The following is a 17,312-nucleotide window of genomic DNA, read 5'->3' as shown; positions in this document are numbered from 1 at the left end:
GGACACCGATGACAACCAATACCAGCGACGACACGTACACGTTCGACAACGGCGCACCGGACGCCGTTCCCCAGATGCAGGCGCTGGAGTCCTTCCTGGATCCGATCACGACTCGTCGGCTGGCCGGCCCGGTGCTGCGACCGGGCGCGACCTGCTGGGAGGTCGGGGCGGGTGGCGGCTCGATGGCCCGGCGGATCGCCCGCGCGGTCGGCGACGACGGGCACGTGCTGGCCACCGACATCGACCCCACCCACCTGGTGGCCGCGGGCAACCTGCAGGTACGCCAGCACGACGTGCGCACCGAACCGCCACCCGGGGACGCGTTCGACCTGATCCACGCCCGGCTGGTGCTGCTGCACCTCCCCGATCGACGACGGGTCCTGCGTACCCTCACCGGCGCGCTGGCACCCGGCGGGTGGCTGGTGGTCGAGGAGTTCGACTGCACCGCGCCGCAGCGGGTGCTGACCGCGCCCACCGACGACGCCGCGAAGCTCTTCGCGCAGGTCATGGACGCCATGATGGGTGTCCTGGAGGATCACGGCGCCGACCTGGGGTGGGCGCAGGACGTGCACACCGAGATGGCCCTCGCCGGTCTGACCGACCTGGACACCATCACCCACTCGCAGAGCTGGGCCGGCGGGTCGAGCGGAACGTCGCTCTACGAGACCAACTCCCGTCAGTTGGAACCGGACCTGCTGGCGGCGGGGTTGTCGACCAACCAACTGAACGCCTTCCGGCGGCTGCTCCGTGACCCCGGGTTCGCCGTCATGTCGTACCACTTCGTCTCCACGCGGGGCCGCCTACCGAGCTGAGCAGGCGGGCCACCGCGCGAAGCGCGGTCACGCCGTCCGTACCTCTCCGGCCGCAGCACCCCCCTCTGCGGGCCGGACAGCTCCGCGACGGCCTCGACCGCACCGGCCGGGCTCCCCGCGAGGGAGCCCGGCCGGCCTGTGCGTTGGGTCAGTCGAGAGCCCCTGAGCATCGGCCCGCCCCGCAGGACTTGATCGGCTCGGTTTTGCTGATCTCGAGGTAACGCGCGCGTCCGGACGCCGCGTTTTCACGACAGTCGGCACTGACCAAGATCATCAGACGCGTCCTCGGCGAGGCAGCGCCCATGTCAGCGGGTGTCGGTGCCGTGTCAGGGCGGTGTCAGCGGGCCCGCGCAGACTGTTCGCATGACAGCTGACCTGGTGATCGAGGCCGAGGGCCTCGTGAAGACATTCGGGAAGACGAGGGCGCTGCAGGGCGTGGACCTCGCCGTACCCCGCGGGACGGTGCTCGGGGTGCTCGGCCCCAACGGCGCCGGCAAGACCACCGCCGTGCGGATCCTCTCCACCCTGCTCACCCCCGACGCCGGCACCGCCCGAATCAGCGGTTTCGACGTGGTACGGGACGCCGAGCGCGTTCGGCAGAGCATCGGTCTCACCGGCCAGTACGCCTCGGTCGACGAGGACCTGACCGGGCGGCAGAACCTGGAGCTGTTCGGCACCCTGCTGGAGCTGGGGCGCACCGGCGCCCGCCGGCGGGCCGCCGAACTGCTCGACTGGTTCGACCTGACCGATGCCGCGAACCGGCCGGCCAAGACCTACTCCGGTGGCATGCGGCGGCGGCTGGACCTGGCCGCCAGCCTGGTCGGCTCCCCCGACGTGATCTTCCTGGACGAGCCGACCACCGGGCTCGACCCGGCCAAGCGTGAGGACATGTGGGACGTGGTCCGCTCGCTTGTCGACAACGGCTCGACGGTGCTGCTCACCACCCAGTACCTGGAGGAGGCCGACGCGCTCGCCGACGCGATCACGGTGATCGACCACGGCCGGGTCATCGCGCACGACACCCCCGAAGGGCTCAAGCGGGTGGTCGGCGGGCAGACCCTGGAGGTCCGCCCCTCCGACCCGGCGCAACTGCCCCGCACCGCGGAGATCCTGACCCAGGTCGGCTCCGGCGGGCAGGCCGACGAGATCCGCAAGGGCGTGCTCGCGGTGCCGGTCACCGACGACACGGCCCTGACCGCGAGCGTCGCACGGTTCGCCGCGGCCGGCATCGCGGTCACCGAACTGTCCCTGCACCTGCCGAGCCTCGACGAGGTGTTCTTCACCCTCACCGGGCGTACCGCGTCCGTTGACGACACCACCCGCCCCTCGGAGGTCGCGGTATGAGCACTCTGACCGACACAGCGCCCACGAGAAGTCGCGCGCTCTCGAACTCCGCGCCGAACCCCCGGCCGTTCCGGCTGGTCCGGCACTCGTTGGCGCTCGCCAAGCGCAGCCTCATCAAGACCTGGCGTACGCCCGAGGCGCTCATCGACGTCACCCTGCAGCCAGTGCTGTTCCTCATCATCTTCGTGTACGTCTTCGGCGGCGCCGTCGCCGGATCGACCCACGACTACCTGCAGTTCCTGCTGCCCGGCATCCTGGCGCAGACGATCGCGACCGGCGCCATCGCGATCGGTGTCAACCTCAACACCGACATCGCCAAGGGCATCTTCGACCGGTTCCGGTCGTTGCCGATCCCCCGCTCCGCACCACTTGTCGGCGCGGTCCTCGGCGACGTGGTCCGGTACGTGATCGTCACCGTGTCGACCCTCGCGATCGGCTACGTGATGGGTTTCCGGATCGACACCGACCCGTTCCGGGCGATCGCCGGGTGTCTGCTCGCGGTGCTGTTCGCGCTCTGCCTGAGCTGGCTGCCGGTGCTCGTGTCGATGAAGGTGCGCACCGCCGGCGCCGTGCAGGGTGTGATGTTCGCGCTGATCATGCCGCTGAGCTTCGCGTCCAACGTGTTCGTCGGCGCCGACACCCTGCCGGGCTGGATGCAGGCGTTCGTGGACGTCAACCCGATGACCCACCTGGTGGCGTCGGTACGCGGGCTGTTCCTGGGCACCCCACTCGGTAACCACGTCTGGTGGACCCTCGCCTGGTGCGCCGGCTTCGTGGCGGTGTTCATGCCGCTGGCGCTGCGCGCGTACCGCAAGAAGATCTGACCTGGTCACGGCGCCGGCACCTCGACCAGCCGGCGCCGTGGCCGAATGGCGGTCCGGAGGATGCACCGCCGACGGTCCGGGCCCGTGGCGCGGGCCGCGCTCAGTCGTCGCGCCCGACACCTCGATCGGGCGCGGCCATGTCTCCCGTGCCGGGCGTGCCGTCGGCAATCCCGTACCGCAGGTAGACGGTGCCCTTCGAACTGGCCACCGGCGGTTCGAGGAGCGTGACGTTCGTGGGCACCGCACCTCCGTCGAACACCTTCTTTCCGACGCCGAGCACGATCGGGTGCACCCAGAGGTCGAGTCGGTCGAAGAGTTGTTCGCGCAGGAGGGTCTGCACCAGGTTCAGGCTCCCGACGACCTTGACGTGCTGGTGCCGGTCGCGGATCTCGCGCACGGCGCCGGCCAGATCCGGGCCGAGCTGCGTGGACCCGGCCCAGGAAAGGTCGGGCGTGCCCCGGGAGGCCACGTACTTCGGGATGCGGTTGAAGAGCGTGGCGATGGCGTTGTCCTCGCCGCCCTCCTGGTGGGGCCAGTAGGCGGCGAAGATGTCGTAGGTCCGCCGGCCGAGCAGCAGGGCGTCCGTGCCCTCGTACGCGGCGGCGACCTGCTGCCCGGCCACCTCGTCGAGCAGGGGCGCCTGCCAACCGCCGAACGTGAACCCTTCCGGATCCTCATCGGGGCCGCCGGGCGACTGCCCGACCAGGTCGAGGGTGGCGAACAGTTCGATGTGGATGAGGCCCATGACTGCTCCCGACGAGTTGGTTGGCTCGGCCGGACGGTGGAACGGCAGCCCACCGGCAGACCAGGCCGGGACACCGCACCGGCACTTTCCGCCCACCATAGACCAGGATTCGCGCCCAGCCCCCGCTATGAAACACGTCTCCAGCCTGCCCGCCCCGAAGAATCGACAGGTGCACCCCCCGGCACCAGGTGTGGCCGCGGTGCTAGGCGAGCAGGTCGTCCATCAGCTCACGGATCCGGCTGACGGCCACGGCGGGTGGCCGCTCGCGCCACGCGGCCAGCAACGGCTCACGCTGCTCCTCGTTCCCGAGGATGGCGTTGAGCCGTTCGCCGTTCTCGAAGGGGAAGAACATCTCGATCTGAGTGCCGATCCGCTTCGCGAGTACGGCCAGTTCGCGGGCGGTGTCGACGTCACCCCGGTACGCCGCGAACTCCGCGCCGCCCGACGCCCACGCCCCGATCACCGGCAGGTCCCGTGAGGTCAGCGCATCCTCGCGGGCGAGCGACAGCATCGCGGAGGCCTGGACCGTGGCATCGTTGCCCGACACCCGCCCGACCTGGGCCACCCGCAGGTAGATGATCGCCGCCGTGGCCCGGAGCATCACGCGCGGCTGTGGCTGCGGCCCCACCCAGCCGGCGAGGACACGCGTCACCTCGTCGGCGTGGGCGAGCGCCTCGTCGTACCGCTCACGCTGCCAGGCGAGGTGCGCCAGGCCGAGCAGCGCCTGCGCGGCGTCTATCTGCTCGGCCTGGCCCAGCGCAGCCGTCTCGCCCAGTCGCCGCTCCGCCTCCGCGTCGCCGGTCAGGGCGAGCTGCACGTCCAGCCGTACCCGGATCGACCGCGCGTCCTGCGTGGCGCCGACCAACTCCATGTGCCGGACGCTGCGGGTCAGCCACTCGGCCGACCGGGCATCCCCGCCCGGGACCAGGAACTGCCCGACCGCACCCGCCGCCATCGCCATGCCCCAGTGGTCGCCGGCGGCCTCGAAGCGGTGGTAAGCCTGCTCGGCGTCGCTGATCGACGCTTCCGGCAGGCCGCCGTTCTCCCGTACCGCCGCGCGCGCGAACAACCCCAGCCCCTGCACGTACGGGTCCGGGTGCGCGACCATCTCGGTCGCGCTCTTCAGGCTCTGCTCCAGATCGGACGCGTCGAAGCCGGGCAGCGCCGACGCCAGTGCGGTCAGCCGGGACGACACCTCGCCGGGGCGTTCGGTCTGGAGCGTCCGCAGCGCCCGTCGGGCGAGCACGGCGGGCCGCAGATCGGCGCTGACGCCGGCGTTGACGCTGATCACCACGCACGTCCAGGCCAGCCGGTCGGCGTTCGGCAGTGGTCGGCCGCTGGCCGCGCCCCGCAGGATCGCCGACCGTAGCCGTCGCTGCGGATCGTCGATGTGCAGCAGCCCACGCGCCCAGGCGAGGACCTCCAGGTGCAGGCCCCGCACCGACCAGAGGTGGAACAGCGCGGTGGCGACGTCGACGGCGGCGGGCTCGTCGTCGGCTGCCATTGCCCACCGCAGGCCCGCGACCAGGTTGTCCTGCTCGGCGGCGCAACGGTGCAGCGCCTCGACCTGGCCGGGGCCGATGAAGCGGGCGGCCAGCGCAACGGCCTGCTCCCGCGCCCAGCTGACCAGGCCGGCCATGGCCTGGTCCCGGGCGCCGGCCGCGTCCAGCCGGGCCTCGCCGTACTCACGGACCGTTTCGAGCATGCGGTAGCGGGGCGGGCCGTCCCCCTCGACCAGTGTCAACAGGGACTGCTCCACGAGGGTCGCCAGGCCGCGACGGACGTCCGAGGCCTGCGCGACGGCGGCGGCGAGGTCAGCGGTGAACGGCGCGGGGATGACAGCGACCCGCTGCAGCAGGTCGCGGTCGTCCTCGGCGAGCAGTTCCCTGCTCCAGTCGACGAGCGCCCAGAGGCTCGCGTGCCGCTCGGGCAGGCCGCGCAGGGCGTCGTCGAGCAGCGCGAACCGGTCGGTCAGCCCGGCGAGCACGTCGTCGATCGGCATGTGCCGCAGTCGCGCGGCGGCCAGTTCGAGGGCCAACGGCAGGTTGTCGAGCCGGTGGCACAGGGCGAGCGCCCGCTCGGTGTCCCAGGTCGGCACGGCGCCACCGGCCCGTGCCCGGGACTCGACAAGCGCGAGCGCGTCGGCGTCCGGCAACGCGGTCAGCCGGTGCACCAGCTCGCCGACCAGGCCCAGCGGGGCGCGGCTCGTCGCGAGCACCGCGACCTCCGGCGAGGCCGCCGCGACCAGGTCCGCGACGACGACGGCCACCGCGCCGAGCACGTGCTCGCAGTTGTCCAGCACCACAAGCCCGTCCAGGTCCGGCGCCACGGCGCGCAGCCGCTCCTCGGGGCTGAGGACCCGCCGCTCCAGACCCAGGTTGCCGCCGGTCGCCGTGGTGTCCGCACCGCCGAGCGCGGCGAGCACAGTGGGCAGCACCTCGTCGGGCGAGCGCAGGCCAGCGAGTTCGATCACGCGTACCGCCTGCCCACCCGCTGCCGTACGCCTGGCCACCTCGGCGGCGAGCCGGGTCTTGCCCGCCCCGCCGGTCGCCACGATCGTCACCACGGGTGTCTCGGCGAGCGCGCCGGTGATGGCCTCGACGTCCCGCTCCCGCCCGACGAGGGCGGCCATGGGACGGCGCCACGCGGCGGGCAGCGTGATCCGCGCCGGTTGCCGGGGCGGCGCCGCGACGGGCGGGGCGGTGAGTTCACCGCGCAGCAACGCCAGGTGGACGGCAGTGATCACGGGTGACGGGTCGGTGCCGTACCGGTCGGCCAGGTCGGCGCGCAACCGCTCGACCACCTCCAGCGCCTCCGCCTCCCGCCCCTGAGCGGCCAGCACCCGGACGAGCAGGGCGGCGGACGGCTCGTCCGGCGGCGTACGCGCGACGAGCCGGCTCAGGTCGACCTCGTCGAACGGGCCCACGCCGGCGAGTGCCGCCTGCGCGCGCAGCGCGGCGACCTCCGCGAACAGGCGGGTGTCCTCGGCGCTGACCAGCTCCGGCACCTCGGGGAACAGGGCCCGCGCCTGATCGGCCAGGCCGCGGGCGGCACGGGGGTCACCGCACTGGAGCACGGTGCGCGCCTGGTCGACGAGGGCGCGCGCCTCGACCGCGTCGACGGCGATCTCCTCGGCGGGCAGCCGGTATCCGCCCGGCACCGCGACCACTGGCAACCCGAGACGGCGTACCCGGGACACGAGCGCCTGGACGGCGCCTGTCGCGTCGTCGGGTGGCGCGCCGTCCCAGACGGCGTCCACGAGCAGGTTCACGGAGACCGCCCGCCCCCGGGCGTCGACGAGCGCGCGGAGCACCGCCGCGAGCCGTTCACCCCGAACGGGCCGGCCGTCGACGGCGAGTGGGCCGAGGGTGGCGATCTGCACGGACCCAGCATCCCCCACGCGCGCACGGAGTCGACGACCACCGGCCCGCCAGGCTGGTCACGGCCCCGCGACCGGCTTGACAGGCCTTGATCTGGTTAGGTTAGCCTAACCTCATGCAGAACGAGTTGGCGTCGGTCAACGGAGAGCACAGCCTGTCCGGCGTCGACCTCCGTCTCGGCTATCACGGTGTGCCGGTGGTGCACGGTGCGGTGATCAACCTCCGCGCGGGTGCCGTGACCGCACTGGTGGGGCCCAACGGCAGCGGCAAGTCCACACTGCTGCGGGCCCTGGCCCGGTTGCACCCGATCGAGGCCGGAATCGTGCACCTCGCCGATGGCGTCACCGCCGCCAGCCTCGCGGCCCGGGAGTTCGCCCGGCGGGTCACCCTGCTCGCCCAGAGCCGGCCGGTGCCCAGCGGAGTCACCGTCCGCGACGTGGTCGGCTACGGCCGCCACCCCTACCGGGGGCGCTGGCGCAGCGAGGATCCGGACGGCCCCGCCGCCATCGCCCGCGCCATGGACGTCACCGGCGTCGCCGCGATGGCCGATCGTCCCGTCGACGAACTCTCCGGCGGCGAGTTGCAGCGGGTCTGGTTGGCCACCTGCCTCGCCCAGGACACTCCGGTTCTGCTCCTCGACGAGCCCACCACGTTTCTCGACCTGCGCTACCAGGTCGAGATCCTCGACCTGGTCCGCGACCTCGCGGACGGTCACGGCGTCGCCGTCGGCGTCGTGCTGCACGACCTCAACCAGGCAGCCGCCGTGGCGGACGAGGTGGTCCTGTTGCACCAGGGCCGGGTCCGCGCCACCGGCGCCCCGGCAACGGTGTTCACCGAGAACGCCCTCACCGAGACCTACGGGATCCGCATCGAGGTGACCGCCGACCCGGTCAGCGGACTTGTCACCACCCGCCCCGTCGGGCGGCACCAGATCCGCGCCCTGGTCTGAACAACACCCCTCATCCACAGCAGAGAAAGACCGTCATGACCCGTACCCGTTTCACAGCCCTTCTCGCCGTCGTGGCCGCGCTGACGCTCGGCGCCTGCGGCACCACCGAGAACGCCGCCGCCCCCGAGACCTCCGCCTCGGCGGCCAGCGGTCCGGTCACCCTCACCGACAGCCGGGGCAAGGAGATCACCCTCAAGGCGCCGGCGACCAAGGTCGTCGGGCTGGAGTGGGCCGAGGTCGAGATGCTGGTCAGCCTCGGCGTCATGCCCGTCGGTGTGGCCGACCCCAAGGGCTACGGCACCTGGGTCACCTCCGCGAAGCTCGACCCGGGCGTCAAGGACGTCGGCACTCGCGGCGAACCCAGCGTCGACTCGATCGTCGCCCTCCAGCCCGACCTCGTCGTGATGGAGGACGACCGGGGCGCCAACATGGTCAGTCAGCTGGAGAAGTTCGTGCCCGTCGTGGTCGCCAAGGGCAGTGACGCCACCGACAACCTCGGCCGGATGCGCACCGACCTCAACATGATCGCGAAGGCGGTCGGCAAGAGCACCGAGGCGGAGAAGCTGCTCGCCGACTTCGACGCGGCCATCGCCGACGGCAGGAAGAAGATCGCCGACGCGGGTGCCGCCGGTCGGCCGTTCGCCATCGCCGACGGATGGAAGGAGGGCAGCACCGTCAGCATCCGGATGTTCGGCAAGGGCGCGCTGGTCTCCCAGATCGGCATCCAGCTCGGCCTCACCAACGCCTGGACCGGCAAGACCGATGAGGCGTGGGGCCTCGGCCAGACCGACGTCGAGGGCATGACGGTCCTCAAGGATCCGACCATGCACCTCTTCTACAACGCCTCCGACGGCGATGACGTGTTCGCCGACGGTCTCGCCGGCAACGCCATCTGGAAGTCGCTGCCGTTCGTGCGGCAGGGCAACCTGCACAAGATGCCGAACGGCATCTGGACCTTCGGCGGTCCGCTCTCCGGCAAGCAGTACATCGACGAACTCGTCAAGACGTACGCGGTGTGAGCGTGCTGAACGCACCCCCACGCCCGGAGCCGGCCACCCGGCCGGCTCCGGGCGGCCGCCTGGCCGTGCCCCGCACCGCCGGTGTCTTCGTCGCCGCGATCCTGCTGCTGCTCGTGGTCGGCGCGGTGCACCTCACCCAGGGCACCTCGAACGTCGGCGCCCTCGACCTGCTGCGGCTCGCGACCGGCGCCGACGACGAGGCGGCCCGCGTCCTGATCGCCTCCCGGCTGCCCCGGCTGCTCGCCGGGCTGTCCGTCGGCGTGGCGCTGGGGTTCGCCGGGGCGGCGTTGCAGTCGATCGCCCGCAACCCGCTCGCCTCCCCCGACACCCTGGCGGTCAACGCGGGCGCGCACCTGGCCATCGTCGCCGTCGCCGCCTTCGGCGTGTCGCTGCCCGCGCTGCCCGCCGGCGGCCTCGCCTTCTGCGGCGGGCTGGCCGCCGCCGGCCTGGTGATGGCGATGTCCTCCGGTGGGCAGGCCGGTACCACCCGGCTGATCCTCGCCGGCTCGGCGACCGCGCTGGCGCTCGGATCGGTGACCACCCTGCTGCTGCTCCTGTTCGAGCAGGCCACCATCGGGCTGTTCGCCTGGGGGAACGGCTCGCTGGTGCAGAGCGACCTGACCGCGCTGACCGAACTCGCCCCGGTGATCGTCGGCGCCGCCATCGTGCTCGTGCTGCTCGGGCACCGCCTCGACATCCTCGCCCTCGGCGACGACACCGCCACCGTGCTCGGCCTCGACGTGCGGCGTACCCGGCTCACCGTCATGGTGCTGGCCGTGCTGCTCTCCGCCGCGGCCGTCACCCTCACCGGCCCGGTCGGCTTCGTCGGCCTGTGCGCCCCGGTGATCGTCCGGCTGCTCGCCCCCGTGGTGCCGGGTGTGCACCGGCACCGCATCCTGCTGCCGTTGTCCGGCATCGCCGGGGTCATCATCGTGCTCGGCTCCGACGTGCTGCTGCGGGCCGTGATGGGCGGGCAGGCAGGCGTCGACATCCCCACCGGCGTGGTCACCACGCTGTTCGGCGCGGCGATCCTCATCTGGCTGGCCCGCCGACACCGCGACGCGGGCCCCACCCGTCGTCCGCCCGGCGGGCACGCGGCCGTCCGCTCCGCCGCGTTCCACCGCGGCGTCGTCGCCGCCACCGCCGCGCTGACCGTCTGCGCCGTGGCGGTCGGCATGCTCGCCGGTGACACCTGGGTGCTGCTCGGTGACGTCGTCAACTGGGTCAACGGCAGCACCGGGCCGGCGTACACCTTTGTGCTGGACCAGCGGTGGCCGCGCGTCGCCGCGGCGGTCCTGGCCGGCGCGGCGCTCGCGGTCGCCGGCACCACGGTGCAGGCGGTCTGCCGCAATCCGCTGGCCGAACCCGGCATCCTCGGCATCACCGCCGGCGCCGGGCTCGGCGCCGTCACCCTGCTCACCTTCGTGCCGCTGGCCGGGGTGTGGGCCGTCTCCGGCGTCGCCGGGCTCGGCGCGATGCTGGCGTTCGCCCTGGTCTACGGGCTGGCCTGGCGCGGTGGACTGAGCTCCGACCGACTGGTGCTGATCGGCTTCGGCGCCTGGCAGGGCGGCATGGCGGTCATCACCTACCTGGTCGTGGCGTTCGATCCGTGGAACACCGGGAAGGCGCTGACCTGGCTGTCCGGCTCCACCTACGGTCGGATGCCCACCCAGGTGCTGCCGGTGCTGATCGCCCTGCTGGTGCTCACCCCGGCCATGGTCGCCGCCCGCCGGGAACTCGACCTGATGGCGCTCGACGACGACACCCCCCGGGTGCTGGGGGTCCGCCTGGAACGCACCCGGTTGGTCGCGCTCGGCGCAGCGGCGCTGCTCACCTCCACCGCCGTCTCGGCCGTCGGGGTCATCGGCTTCGTCGGCCTGGTCGCCCCGCACGCCGCGCGGGCGCTGGTCGGCGGGCGGCACTCCCGGGTGCTCCCGGTGGCCGCACTGCTCGGGGCGGCGCTGGTCAGCATCGCCGACACCCTCGGCCGGACGGTCATCGCTCCGGCCCAGATCCCCGCCGGCCTGGTCACCGCCATGATCGGCACCCCGTACTTCGTCTGGTTGCTGTGGCGGTCCCGCGCCGTGGCGAGCACCACCCGGTAGACGCCGGCCCGAGTCGAGAGAGGCACCATGACCGAGACCCTGCCCATCGCCCCGTGGCGCGTGTTCGCCGTCACCGTCCGCGCGGTACGCCGACTCAGCCCGTCCTTCACCCGGGTGACCTTCATCGGGGCGGACCTGGACCGCTTCGCCGACAACGGTTACGACCAGCGGATCAAACTGGCGCTGCCGCTGCCCGGCCGGCGTGGGGCGAACCTGCCCGACGGAGCCGACTGGTACGCGGCGTGGCGGGCCCTGCCGGAGCACCTGCGCAACCCGATCCGTACCTACACGGTGCGGGCGGTCCGACAGCACCTGGCCGAGGTCGACGTCGACCTGGTGCTGCACGGCGACAGTGGCCCGGCGACACGCTGGGCCCGACGGGCCAGCGTCGGCGACGAGATCGCCCTGGTCGGGCCGGACGCCGGCTATCACGGCAACCACGGCGGGGTCGAGTTTCGACAGTCGACCGGCGGCACTCTGCTGCTGGCCGGGGACGAGACCGCGGTGCCGGCGATCAGCGGCATCTGCGAGCGGCTGCCCCTCGACGCCCGGGGCACCGTCGTGCTGGAGGTGCCCGACGCCGCCGACGTGTTGCCGCTGGTGACGCCGCCCGGCGTCGAGGTCCGCTGGCTGGCCCGGGGCGCCGGCGGGTACGGCAGCCGGCTGGTGCCCGCCGTCGTCGCCGCGGCCGGCGAGCTGCTGGCCCCCGGCGCGTCGACGGCCGCCCCGCCCGTGCCGGACGTGGAGGTGGACACCGAGATCCTCTGGGAGGTGCCCGAGGAGATGGCCCCGGTGCCGCTCTACGCGTGGCTGGCCGGGGAGGCCGGCGTCATCCGTAACCTGCGCCGGCACCTGGTCGCCGAGCGGGGACTGGACCGGCGGGCGGTGGCCTTCATGGGCTACTGGCGTCTCGGCCACGCCGACTGACAGCACTGCCCGCAGGGCGGCGAGGTGCGTCGGAGGCGGTGAGGCGCGTACCGTTTCGGGTCGGACTTGGGGCGGGGCCGGCTGGAGCCGGCACGGGATACGGGACGAGACAACGACGCATGACGGTGGACAACATTACCGAAAACGGTCAAGAGGGTATTGACCGAAGCCGGCTGGAGGCCTGCCTCAGCGTCTTCGAGGCGTTGGAGGCGCTGCCCTCCGACCACCCCGACGTGGTGCAGGTACAGCGGGCCACCGCCCGCCTCTACAAGGTGATCAAGCAGCGGCGGCGGGAGGAACGGCGGGAGGCCATCCTCGCCGCCGACCGGGCGGTGACGGAGGCCACCGCCACCGGCGCTCCGGGGCGGATCGACGACGAGACGCAGGGCATTCCGCTCGCGTCCTCCGTCGCTGGCGAGACGGCCGGCTTCCTGCACAACCCGCGCGGCTGCTACGTCTGCAAGCAGCGCTACCGTGAGGTGGACGCCTTCTACCACCAGCTCTGCCCGTCCTGCGCGGCCCTCAACCGGGAGCGCCGCGACGCGCGTACCGACCTGACCGGCCGGCGCGCGCTGCTCACCGGCGGCCGGGCCAAGATCGGCATGTACATCGCGCTGCGCCTGCTGCGCGACGGCGCGCACACGACCGTGACGACGCGGTTCCCGCACGACGCGGTCCGCCGGTTCGCGGCGATGCCGGACAGCGGGGACTGGCTGCACCGGCTGCGCATCGTCGGGATCGACCTGCGCGACCCCGCCCAGGTGATCGCACTCGCCGACGACGTCAGCAGCCAGGGCCCGCTCGATATTTTGATCAACAACGCGGCGCAGACCGTCCGCCGCTCCCCCGGGGCGTACGCGCAGCTCATCGCCGCGGAGGCCGCGGCCCTGCCGGACGGCCCGCTGCCGGAGCTGATCACGTTCGCCAAGCCGGACGGGCAGGGCGGCCCGGTGGGCAGCCTGACCGCCGGGCCACAGTCGACCGCGCTCACCCCGCACGCGCTCACCGCGCTGGCACTCACCAGCGGCTCGGCCTCACCGGAACGGATCGCGGCGTCCACGGCCATCGACGCCGGAGGGCTCGTGCCCGACCTCGATTCGGTCAACAGCTGGGTCCAGCGGGTGCAGGAGGTGGACCCGGTCGAGCTGCTCGAAGTGCAGCTGTGCAACGTCACCGCGCCGTTCGTGCTGGTCAGCCGGTTGCGCCCGGTGATGGCCGCCGCGTCCGCCCGCCGCAAGTACGTGGTGAACGTGTCGGCGATGGAGGGCCAGTTCGGCCGTGGTTACAAGGGGCCGGGGCACCCGCACACCAACATGGCCAAGGCGGCGCTGAACATGCTGACCCGCACCAGCGCCGAGGAGATGTTGACCGACGGCATCCTGATGACAAGCGTCGACACCGGCTGGATCACCGACGAGCGCCCCCACCCGACGAAGATGCGACTGGCCGACGAGGGCTTCCACGCCCCACTGGACCTGGTCGACGGCGCCGCCCGGGTGTACGACCCGATCGTCCGCGGCGAGCAGGGTGAGGACCTGTACGGCTGTTTCCTGAAGGACTACGCGCCCTGCGCCTGGTGATCGCCCCGTTGATCGCCTCCGCACGATGAGGAGAAGAAAATTGTCAGCTGACCGTGAATCGTGGCCGACGCTGGACGAGCTGCTGCGCGAGGAGCACGAGCTGGAGCTCGCGGGCCTGTCCGAGACCGACGCGTACGAGCTGGGGATGCTGGCCGTCGCCGCGGCGACCGAGCAGCGGCTGCCGGTCTCGGTGGGGGTGTGGCGGGCCGGGCGGCAGCTGTTCCACTGTGGCCTGCCGGGGTCGACTGCGGACAACGACGCGTGGCTGCGCCGCAAGGGTCGGGTGGTGATGCGCTTCGAGCACTCCTCGCTCTACATGGCCCGGCTGTGCCAGGACAAGCAGGTGACGCTGACCGAGCGGTTCGGCCTGCCGGCCTCGCGGTACGCGGCGGCCGGCGGCGCGGTGCCGCTGCGGGTGCGCGGCACCGGTGTGGTGGGCTGGGTCGGCGTCTCCGGGCTGCCGCAGCTGGACGACCACCGCTTCGTGGTCGACATCCTCCGCAAGCTCCCCCGCTAGGGCCTGTTTCACAAGGGCGGTCCCGGCGGCCTCGCGACGAGGCCGCCGGGTCAGCCCTTCTCAGCGCGCGCGCCGGTTGGCGCGAAGGGCGCCCAGGAGCACGCCGGGCCGGGCGAGCGAGCGCGGGTGCTCGCGCATGGAGACGACGTCGTTGAACCGCCGCGCGGTCGGCACGTCCGTGACGGTCGCGGCGATGATCTGCCCGCTGGCCCAGCGGGACAGCCGGTAGCCGCGCGGGTAGGGCCCGTCGACGTGGGGCAACGCCAGGTCCGCCGAGGTCGACAGCGACCAGGCGGCGTCGACAACGACCTTCTGCAGCGCGAGGTAGTGGCGCGCGGGCGCCCGCAGATACGGGCCGGACCGGAGGTACGTCGACAGGCAGGCCGCGTGCAGGGCCGCCGCCGTCATGCCCTGCCCGTACACCGGGTTGAACGACGCGACGGCGTCGCCGACGCTGATCAGGCCGGCCGGGAAGCGCTTGAGCGCGTGAAAGTCGCGTCGCCGGCTGTCGGCGTGGTGGTAGGTCTGGACGTCACCGATCATCTCCTGGTCGGCGACCTCGCCGAACTCCGGTGGGAACTGCTCCCGTAGGCGGCGGACGAAGTCCGCCGCGGTGCGCCCCGGGCGGTCGTCGCCGTAACCGGCCATCATGGCCATCCACCTGCCGTCCTCGATGGCGAAGAACGCGGCCCCGGCCACGTCCAGCGCCATCCCCGGCGTGTTCAGGGCCAGCACGACAGTCGAGGCCGGGGTGGGATCCGGGCGGCGGAACAGGGCTGTCGCGTAGTTGAGGTGCACTGTCATGCGTCGGGTGACCGGCCGGTCCCAGTCGGCCCGCTCCAACCAGTCGGACAGTTTGCTGGACCGCCCCATGGCGTCCACCACGAGGTCAGCGCGCTCGACACCGGGCACCCCGCCGACCTCGGAGCGGACCCCAGCGACCACGGCGCCGTCGAACACGAGCCCGGTGGCGCGGGCGGTGATCGTCTTGACGTTGGGCAGTCGCAGCACCTGCTGGCGGATCAGGCCCTCCAGCAGAGGTCGGCTGCCCGCCAGACTGTCGGCGTCGTCGGGGACGACGACCTTGAGACGCCCGTCGAGGTAGTTGCGCCGGGCCGTGGGTGGCGCCTCGATCGCGCCGCGCGCCAGTGCCTCGTCGCGGAATCCGGGGAACAGCCGCTCCAGCTGGACGAGGCCGCCGGGCAGCAGCGCGTGCAGCTGGGTCCCCTGGGGTACGCCGGGGCGTGCGCCGGTGACCTGCGGGTCGTCCCGGTCGATGACGACGACGGTGTCGGCGTGGTCGGACAGCACCCGGGCGGCCAGCAGACCGGCGACACTGCCGCCGACCACGACTGCCGTTCCCATCGTCGGCGACGGCTGGTCAGGGGGTCGCGTCGCGTTCAGCTCTGCGAAGACCCGGGACGGGGAGAGGGACATCGTGCTCTCCAAGGGGGTAACGAGGTGTGTGCCCTCCCCGGGCACTGTCCGCGACCGTGCGCGGACAGACCGGTGGACGGGTCGTTCGACATGATGCTCGCCGATCGTCGCACAACCGCCCGAAAGCCAACCGGCTGTGTCCGCCAGATGACCACGTGTTGGCCGATGTGCCGGACGAGCTCGACGTTCGGGCGGGTCAGGTGGCGCGCCCGCGGGCCGACTGTCACCATCTCCGGCATGCCCGTTGCGCGTCGCACCCTGCTCGGGGCCGGCCTGGCCGCCGCGACCTCCGCCCTCACCGGTTGCGGCGCCAACGGCGCGCCGGACCCCGGTTCGGCCGGCCCCGGAGACGCGGTGACCGGCACGGACGCCGCCGGCAACCGGGTCGGGTTCGGTTCGGCGGGAAACCTCAGGTCACCGTCCGCCGTACCGGGCGCGCCGGTCCCCCCGAGCGGCGCCCCACCAGCCGGTCAGGCCCGCTACGCGCAGGATGTGACGGCCCTGCTCCGGCGACACCTGCCCGCCACACCGCAGACCGTCCAGCACAAGGGTTTCCCCGGTGCTGTCGCTCTCGTCCTGGTGGACGGAAAGATGACTGTGCACACCGCTGTCGGCGAGGCGCTGCGCTACGGCGCGGGCCCGAAGCTGCTGTCGGCGAACCAACGCGTCGCGATGCGCCCGGACTCCATCTTCGACCTCGCCTCGGTCACCAAGGTGTACACGGCCATTCTGCTGTTGCAGCAGGTCGACAAGGGGCAGGTCGACCTCGGCGCTCCGGTACGTGACTACCTGCCCGCCTTCACCGGCGCGGGCAAGGAGCAGATCACCGTCGACATGCTGCTCACCCACACCAGTGGCCTCCCCGTCGGCGCCAAGGTCACCGGCCTGCCCGACAACGCGGCCCGGTGGAACGCCGTGCTCACCACGCCGCTGGTCTCCGGCGCCGTGCCGGGGAAGACATTCCGCTATTCCAGCGTCGGGCTCATGGTCGCCGGCAAGATCGTCGAGAAGGTCACCGGCCAGCGGCTGGACCAGGCGCTCCGGACCAACCTCACCAGCCCACTCGGCCTGCGCGACACCGGCTTCAACGCCAACAGCTGGATGTCCACCACCTCGAAGGCCAGCCGGTTGGTCGCCACCGACGCCCGCTCGTCCCGGGGCCTGCTGCGTGGCACCGTCCACGACGACGTCGCCAACCACCTCGGCGGCATCGCTGGTCACGCCGGCATCTTCGCCTCCGCGGCGGACCTCGCGGCCATCGGTCAGCTGCTCCTCAACGAAGGCACCTACCAGGGCAAGCGGATCCTGGCCGCGGCGACCGTGCGTCGGATGCTCAGCAACCACAACGCCGGCAAACCCGCCATCGACCCCGAGCGACCCAACCGGACCTCGGCGCACGGCCTCGGGGTCGTCCTCAACCAGAGCTGGTTCATGGGGAGGCTCGCCTCGGCCCGGACCTTCGGCCACACCGGGTTCGCCGGCCCTTCATTCCTGGTCGCGCCGGACCGCAAACTCGTCCTGGCGCTGCTCACCAACCGCGCGCACCCCAACTGGAGCTGGTCGAACCCCGACCCGGTCCGCGCCGCGGTCGGCGACCTGCTCGCCACGAAGGTCAGCTGACCGGAAGGTGTGGACCATCGCGTCCCACCCTGACACGATACTTGCGCTAGTAG

13 protein-coding genes are annotated in these 17,312 nt (G+C 72.5%); 10 read left to right on the top strand and 3 right to left on the bottom strand.

Annotated elements, in window-relative coordinates:
• The first annotated feature begins 8 nt into the window (after nt 1-8).
• From ABZU74_RS27640 to ABZU74_RS27630, 3 genes are all read left to right on the top strand, one after another.
• The gene (locus tag ABZU74_RS27640; RefSeq protein WP_355429645.1) at nt 9-812 is read left to right on the top strand and encodes a methyltransferase domain-containing protein; all 804 of its coding nucleotides are present in this window, start codon (nt 9-11) and stop codon (nt 810-812) included.
• Nucleotides 813-1,175: 363 nt separating this feature from the next.
• Entirely contained in the window at nt 1,176-2,156 is a 981-nt protein-coding gene (locus ABZU74_RS27635) for an ATP-binding cassette domain-containing protein (protein ID WP_355429642.1), read from the top strand.
• Nucleotides 2,153-2,980: an ABC transporter permease gene (locus ABZU74_RS27630; RefSeq protein ID WP_091406877.1), complete on the top strand. Its 828-nt coding sequence runs from the start codon at nt 2,153-2,155 to the stop codon at nt 2,978-2,980. Before ABZU74_RS27635 ends, ABZU74_RS27630 begins: the two co-directional genes overlap by 4 nt.
• A gap of 100 nt (nt 2,981-3,080) precedes the next feature.
• Here ABZU74_RS27630 and ABZU74_RS27625 read toward each other — a convergent pair whose 3' ends face one another.
• Both ABZU74_RS27625 and ABZU74_RS27620 read right to left on the bottom strand, forming a co-directional pair.
• Entirely contained in the window at nt 3,081-3,725 is a 645-nt protein-coding gene (locus tag ABZU74_RS27625; protein ID WP_355429639.1) for a dihydrofolate reductase family protein, read from the bottom strand.
• Nucleotides 3,726-3,927: 202 nt separating this feature from the next.
• Entirely contained in the window at nt 3,928-7,107 is a 3,180-nt protein-coding gene (locus ABZU74_RS27620; RefSeq protein WP_355429636.1) for a BTAD domain-containing putative transcriptional regulator, read from the bottom strand.
• Nucleotides 7,108-7,220: 113 nt separating this feature from the next.
• Here ABZU74_RS27620 and ABZU74_RS27615 point away from each other — a divergent pair, with 113 nt between their 5' ends.
• From ABZU74_RS27615 to ABZU74_RS27590, 6 genes are all read left to right on the top strand, one after another.
• A complete protein-coding gene (locus ABZU74_RS27615; RefSeq protein WP_355429634.1) occupies nt 7,221-8,054 on the top strand; it encodes an ABC transporter ATP-binding protein in 834 nt (277 codons plus the stop codon).
• Nucleotides 8,055-8,089: 35 nt separating this feature from the next.
• Nucleotides 8,090-9,073: an iron-siderophore ABC transporter substrate-binding protein gene (locus ABZU74_RS27610; protein ID WP_355429631.1), complete on the top strand. Its 984-nt coding sequence runs from the start codon at nt 8,090-8,092 to the stop codon at nt 9,071-9,073.
• A 5-nt stretch (nt 9,074-9,078) separates the two neighbouring features.
• The gene (locus ABZU74_RS27605; protein ID WP_355429695.1) at nt 9,079-11,178 is read left to right on the top strand and encodes an iron ABC transporter permease; all 2,100 of its coding nucleotides are present in this window, start codon (nt 9,079-9,081) and stop codon (nt 11,176-11,178) included.
• 27 nt (nt 11,179-11,205) lie between these two features.
• Complete coding sequence (locus ABZU74_RS27600) at nt 11,206-12,105, top strand: siderophore-interacting protein (RefSeq protein ID WP_355429629.1); 900 nt, start codon at nt 11,206-11,208, stop codon at nt 12,103-12,105.
• Nucleotides 12,106-12,224: 119 nt separating this feature from the next.
• Nucleotides 12,225-13,685, top strand: coding sequence for an SDR family NAD(P)-dependent oxidoreductase (locus ABZU74_RS27595; RefSeq protein WP_355429626.1), 1,461 nt, complete (start codon nt 12,225-12,227; stop codon nt 13,683-13,685).
• 40 nt (nt 13,686-13,725) lie between these two features.
• Entirely contained in the window at nt 13,726-14,202 is a 477-nt protein-coding gene (locus tag ABZU74_RS27590; RefSeq protein WP_355429624.1) for a heme-degrading domain-containing protein, read from the top strand.
• A gap of 60 nt (nt 14,203-14,262) precedes the next feature.
• Here ABZU74_RS27590 and ABZU74_RS27585 read toward each other — a convergent pair whose 3' ends face one another.
• On the bottom strand, nt 14,263-15,639 hold the full coding sequence (locus ABZU74_RS27585) for an FAD-dependent oxidoreductase (RefSeq protein WP_355429621.1): 1,377 nt from the start codon (nt 15,637-15,639) through the stop codon (nt 14,263-14,265).
• Nucleotides 15,640-15,876: 237 nt separating this feature from the next.
• Here ABZU74_RS27585 and ABZU74_RS27580 point away from each other — a divergent pair, with 237 nt between their 5' ends.
• Nucleotides 15,877-17,259, top strand: a complete 1,383-nt coding sequence (locus ABZU74_RS27580) for a serine hydrolase (protein WP_355429618.1) — start codon at nt 15,877-15,879, stop codon at nt 17,257-17,259.
• Nucleotides 17,260-17,312: the final 53 nt, after the last annotated feature.

The organism is Micromonospora sp. NPDC005171 (genome assembly GCF_040608575.1).
Lineage (GTDB): Bacteria > Actinomycetota > Actinomycetes > Mycobacteriales > Micromonosporaceae > Micromonospora.
The sequence above is the reverse complement of the archived record's forward strand: the minus strand, read 5'-3'. Positions and strand labels throughout refer to the sequence as shown.